Origin of the sequence: Virgibacillus alimentarius (assembly GCF_000709085.1) — a bacterium.
In the GTDB taxonomy this organism is placed as follows: domain Bacteria; phylum Bacillota; class Bacilli; order Bacillales; family Amphibacillaceae; genus Virgibacillus_B; species Virgibacillus_B alimentarius.
Map to the genome: position 1 here is coordinate 1 of NZ_JFBD01000098.1, position 5,279 is coordinate 5,279.

Genomic DNA, 5,279 nt, shown 5'->3' on the forward strand with positions numbered 1-5,279 from the left:
GAACCGGTTAACCGGTTAAGGCCTTGGTTACCAATTCCGAAATGGGATTTGCGTTAATGGCGGTAAATCTAAGGAAGTATTCCGCCATTAACAATGAAAATAGAACATTTTCACATAAAAACATTGGAAAAAACGGTTGCGTTTATCATTTATTGATAAACACAACCGTTTTTGTTTATTTAAGGCTAGTTATGTCCCGGCCTCTTGTTTTATTCTCATCATGATAAAAATACACTTTGTTCAACTTGTTTCATTCGATAGAAATAACCTTGTTTTTCCATTAATTCATCATATGTTCCTGCCTCAACTACTCTTCCTTTTTCCATGATAATAATTTGATCCATTTTCTCTATTCCTGTTAACCGGTGACTAACAAGAACTACTGTTGCATTTTTTGCCTGCTGAAATAAGTGACGATAGATATGATCCTCTGTCAGCGCATCTACTGAAGAAGTTGGCTCATCTAAAACCCATAGTGGTGCATTTTTTAACATTGCTCTTGCAATGGATAGACGCTGTTTTTCTCCACCAGAGAGATTTTCCCCTTGTTCCAGCACGTGGGTATCTAGAGAAAAGTGATCTAATTTTACCATCTTTAACACCAATTCCATTTCCTCATCACTTAAACCATCTTTAGCTAGCTGAAGATTTTCCCGGATTGTTCCATAGAAAAAATGATTTTTTTGCAAAACAACATTGGATTGCTTCCATATGCTTTCCTGTTCTATACGTTCAATCGGAATCGTGTTTATGTTAATTTCGCCTTGATCTACCGAAGCGACTTTTAATATAAGCTGCAACAGCGTAGATTTTCCGGAACCACTTGGGCCGACGATTGCTGTTTTTGAACCTGGAGGTAAGCACAAGGAAGTGTCTTGTATGGTCATACCCAATTCACCCGGAAATGAGAAAGATACATCACGCATTTCGACCGTAGGCGGCTGGTTCGAAAGATTTTCCATTCCCATTTGCATATCTTCTGTATCCTGCTTATCCACAACTGAAAATAAACGACTTGCTGCTTGCCGACTGTTTTCCAGGTGATTAGGGAAAGCAGCCATTGGTGTAGCGTTTTCGAAAACAGTCAGGGAAATCATTACAAGCATGGCTAGGAAGATCCCATCCAACTCTCCTTCAGTAACGATAAAAGCTCCAACACCTAAAACAAGCCAGGATATAAGTAAGGAGACGAGTAAATTAATGGATTGACTATATATTTGATGTGTACCCTCTTTCCGCTGTTCCTCAATATAAGCATCTGAAACTTTATTTAGATATTCTTCTTTTTCCTGTAGTTGTTGATAAATTTTTAAATCACGAAATCCATAAAGAAATTCAGTAACTTCTGTAGACATTTTACCACGGTTCTCTCGAAGCCTTTTATCTAATTTCCGCTGTTTCAAAGCAAATAATGCAGGAATGATAAAGGTAGTTAATACAAGTCCTGCAAATAATATTAACGCAATATAAATGGAATAAAAAGATGTAAAAAGAATCGTACTTAAGAAAACCATTATTAATACAATAGGCGGATAAAAAACGCGTAAAAAGAAGTCTTGTAACGTTTCTACATCTCCTACAATTCTTGCCAGAAGATCACCGCTTCGATATTTTTGAAAAATACGAGGAGCTAGTGGTTCTAATTTATTATAAAAAGATACACGTAAATTACTTAGCATCGTAAAGGTGGCTCTATGTGAAAAATAACGTTCTCCATAACGGCTCAAAGCTCTCATAAAACCTAACAGTTTCACTGATGCTGTAAGCAAAATTAAAGCGTATAGAGGCGGGGCTAAAGCAGCTTTGGATATCAAGTAACCACTGGCCGCAAATAAACTAACAGCCGTCAGACCAGTTAAAAACCCGAAAAAGATGGAAAGAAATATGTCTTTTTTCTCTTTTATTATTAATTTCACGACATATGCTAAATCTTTCATTCTTAACCTCCTCCCTGCTGTATGGTGATCATTTTTTTGTATGAAGCTGAGGACGCCATCAACTCATCATGCGTTCCCTCTGCATGTAGATATCCATCATCAAGGAAATAAATTTTATCAGCAGCTGTGATAGTATGAAGACGATGCGCTACCGTAATAACGGTAGCTACTTTCGATAATTCCTTTAATGAAGACTGCAAAATGTGCTCTGTATGCAAATCAAGTCCAGTGGTTGGTTCATCGAAAAGAATAACAGTAGGTTTTTTCAAAAATGCTCTTGCAATAGCAAGCCGTTGTTTTTCCCCACCAGAGAGCCCGCGCCCTCCTTCGCCAATCAATGTATCATACCCACTCTCAAGAGAGTCAATGAAAGCATCAATTCCAGCTTTTTGTGCTGCTTTCATTATTTCTGTTCTGGATACATCCATATTCGCACCAATAGCAATATTTTCTGCAACTGTTCCGGAAAATAAATACGGATCTTGTGAAATATAGCTTAATTGATCAAACCAATCTTTTTCTTTTATTTTAGAACGTTGACGATCATTGATATAGATATCACCCTCCGAAAACGGAATAAGACCTGCGATGATATGAAGCAGTGTTGTTTTTCCGGCCCCACTCTTTCCAACAATTGCAATTTGTTCGTAAGGTTTAATTTGCGTATGAATATTTTTTAATTGGAATCCATCTTCCCCGTAGGAAAAACTGACATCACGCACATCGATAAGAGGGGGAGTTTCTATCGATAAACTGTATCCTCCCCATAAAACATGCTCACTTTCTATTTTAAGTTCATCTTGTATTTTTTGAGCAGCCCCCATGCTCCCCCTTCCCGTATGAAAAGCACTACCTAAATCTTTCAGAGAAATATAAAATTCTGGTACTAAAACTAAAATAAAAAAGGCGGTAAAAAAAGGAATGTTTTCAAAAACGATGAGCCTTAAAGACAACTCAAGTGCAATTAATCCAATGCTAAGCATTGATATTAGCTCGAGCATTAAAGTAGATACGAAAGCTATTTTCAATACTTCCATTGTTGCATCTCGAAAATCAAGACTGCTTTTTTGGATAATCTCTTTTTGTAAATTGGCCCGTCCAAAAAGCTTCAGCGTTGTCAGTCCTTGTAACGTATCAAGAAAGCGTCCGGAAAAAGCAGCCATTTTATCAAGCTGTTTTTCTGATTTTTGCTTCGTTTTCCCGCCAATTATAATCATAAATATAGGAATGAATGGTGCTGTAACAATGATTATAAGACCTGAATAAATATGTTGAGTGAAAACAGTAACAAGAATTACTAGAGGTACAACAGATGCCTGTATTAACTGTGGAATATAACTGCTAAAATAGCTATCAATCTCATCAACAGCATCCAAAATCACACTAACTTTCTTTCCTGATTGCCCTTTTAATGAAGCTTGAACTGGATTAGCGGTATATTTATTTAATAAAGACTTCCTAAGATCTCTTTTTACTTTAGAAGCCATTTTAACTCCTATTTGCCCACTCAAATAATTAAAAACGGATCTGGCAATAAGAACAACCAATAAACCAATCATGGCAGGAACAATTTCATGAAAAGATTGTTTTTGCAAAAAAATGTGATCTACGATTGTAACCAAAAAGTAAGCTTGACCTATTATTGCCAACCCTGATAAAAAAGCAAAAATACAAAGACATATTATTCGTGACTTTTGTTTTATTGCCATGTCCTTTAGTTGAACCATTGTTGAATGCCTCCTAAAAAAGCTACTTTATTTAGTGAGCCTTTCAACTTCAATATACACTATGGCCGGAAATATAGTAAATAATTATGTCCCTTGTTAACATAACTGTCATTTTTAACGATAAACTAATATTTTCAAATCTCACGTCATCCTATATAATAGATACTTAGATTGACAAACGGGAGATGTATGTAAATGGTTGATAAAATAGGAAAAAACAAAGATAATCATGGACGTTTACTAGTAAAATGTCCGGACAGACCAGGGATTGTTGCGGCACTTTCCAATTTTTTATTTGAGCATCATTCAAATATTATTGAATCAAGTCAATATTCAAGTAATCCGGAAAACGGTACATTTTTTATTCGGATTGAATTTCATACCGAAAATTTACAAGAAAATCGCTTAAAAATGGAAGAAGACTTCAAGGAGTTGGCTACTCGTTTTTCAATGAATTATCGCTTTACATACGATAACGATCGAAAACGAACGGCTATTTTTGTTTCCAAAGAACCACATTGTTTAATGGAGCTTTTGTGGGAATGGCAGAATGGAGATTTAGATACAGATATCGTCGTCGTTATAAGTAATCATGAAAATGCGCGTGGCATGGTGGAATCATTTGGAATACCATTTCACTATATTCCGGCAAACAAAGAAATTCGAAAGCAAGTGGAGACAGAGCAAATTCGCTTAATGAAGGAATATCATGTTGATTTGCTCGTACTTGCACGTTATATGCAAATATTAACTCCTGAATTTGTTCGTCATTTTCCAAATCAAATTATTAATATTCACCATTCTTTCCTGCCAGCATTTATCGGGGCACACCCTTACGAACGCGCCTATGACCGAGGCGTCAAACTAATAGGAGCTACTTCCCACTATGTAACGAATGATCTAGATGAAGGTCCCATTATTGAACAGGACATCGAAAGAGTAGATCACCGGGATCATGTTCATGATTTAAAGAAAATTGGCAGAAAAGTAGAGAGACGTGTTCTAACTAAAGCGGTTAGGTGGCATCTAGAAGATCGCATTATTGTAGAAGAAAATAAAACAATCGTTTTTCATTAAAGAAAAGAACAGAGATCATACCAAATGATGTCTGTTCTTTTCTAATTTGTTATTTATTGTCTTGAAGTCAAGATGTACTTTGCAAAGAAAGCATCTAAAATATAGATGCTTTCTTTGCTTTTCTTTTATTCATTTTTAAAATTAATCAATAACAGTTACTTTTACAGTTTTTACGCCCCATCCTTGTGCCGCTTCTTTAGATGGCACATGGACATCAATTTTATTACCGTTAATCGCACCACCGGTATCTGCTGCTGTTGCAGTACCATATCCTTCAACATGGACTTTAGATCCTAATGGAATAACATTTGGATCTACCGCAATCACTTTCACATTCGGGTTTGCATTCAAATCTACCCCAGTTGCAGTATGACCAGAGCAGCCATTACATTTAGCTGTATATGCGGTAGCTGTAACATTGAATGTTTTACCATCTGTATTTTGTTCAGCCTCATTTACTTGTTTCACTGTTTTTGTTGCTGCTTCTTTTTCCTTTTTCTCTTCAGCTGCTTTTTGTGCTGCTGCAGCTTCTTCTGCT

4 protein-coding genes are annotated in these 5,279 nt (G+C 36.2%); 1 reads left to right on the forward strand and 3 read right to left on the reverse strand.

The features are described 5' to 3' along the window. Nucleotides 1-218: 218 nt before the first annotated feature. Both cydC and cydD read right to left on the reverse strand, forming a co-directional pair. Nucleotides 219-1,937 carry a thiol reductant ABC exporter subunit CydC gene (cydC, locus tag GZ63_RS0114190; protein WP_029270677.1) on the reverse strand — a complete coding sequence of 573 codons (1,719 nt, stop codon included), beginning with the start codon at nt 1,935-1,937 and terminating at the stop codon, nt 219-221. Nucleotides 1,938-1,939: 2 nt separating this feature from the next. Continuing rightward, entirely contained in the window at nt 1,940-3,664 is a 1,725-nt protein-coding gene (cydD, locus tag GZ63_RS0114195; RefSeq protein WP_029270679.1) for a thiol reductant ABC exporter subunit CydD, read from the reverse strand. Between the two features lie 195 nt (nt 3,665-3,859). On the opposite strand from cydD, the gene purU reads away from it, so the two are divergent. Further along, nucleotides 3,860-4,741: a formyltetrahydrofolate deformylase gene (gene purU / locus GZ63_RS0114200; protein WP_029270681.1), complete on the forward strand. Its 882-nt coding sequence runs from the start codon at nt 3,860-3,862 to the stop codon at nt 4,739-4,741. 141 nt (nt 4,742-4,882) lie between these two features. On the opposite strand, the gene GZ63_RS16880 is transcribed toward purU, so the two are convergent. Further along, a partial coding sequence (locus tag GZ63_RS16880; protein WP_029270683.1) for a 3D domain-containing protein occupies nt 4,883-5,279 on the reverse strand: 397 nt, incomplete at its 5' end.

Excerpts from the sequence above, each read along its gene's own strand:
- cydC (WP_029270677.1), bottom strand. The coding sequence starts at position 1,937 with ATGAAAGATTTAGCATATGTCGTGAAATTAATAATAAAAGAGAAAAAA.
- cydD (WP_029270679.1), bottom strand. The coding sequence starts at position 3,664 with ATGGTTCAACTAAAGGACATGGCAATAAAACAAAAGTCACGAATAATA.
- purU (WP_029270681.1), top strand. The coding sequence starts at position 3,860 with ATGGTTGATAAAATAGGAAAAAACAAAGATAATCATGGACGTTTACTA.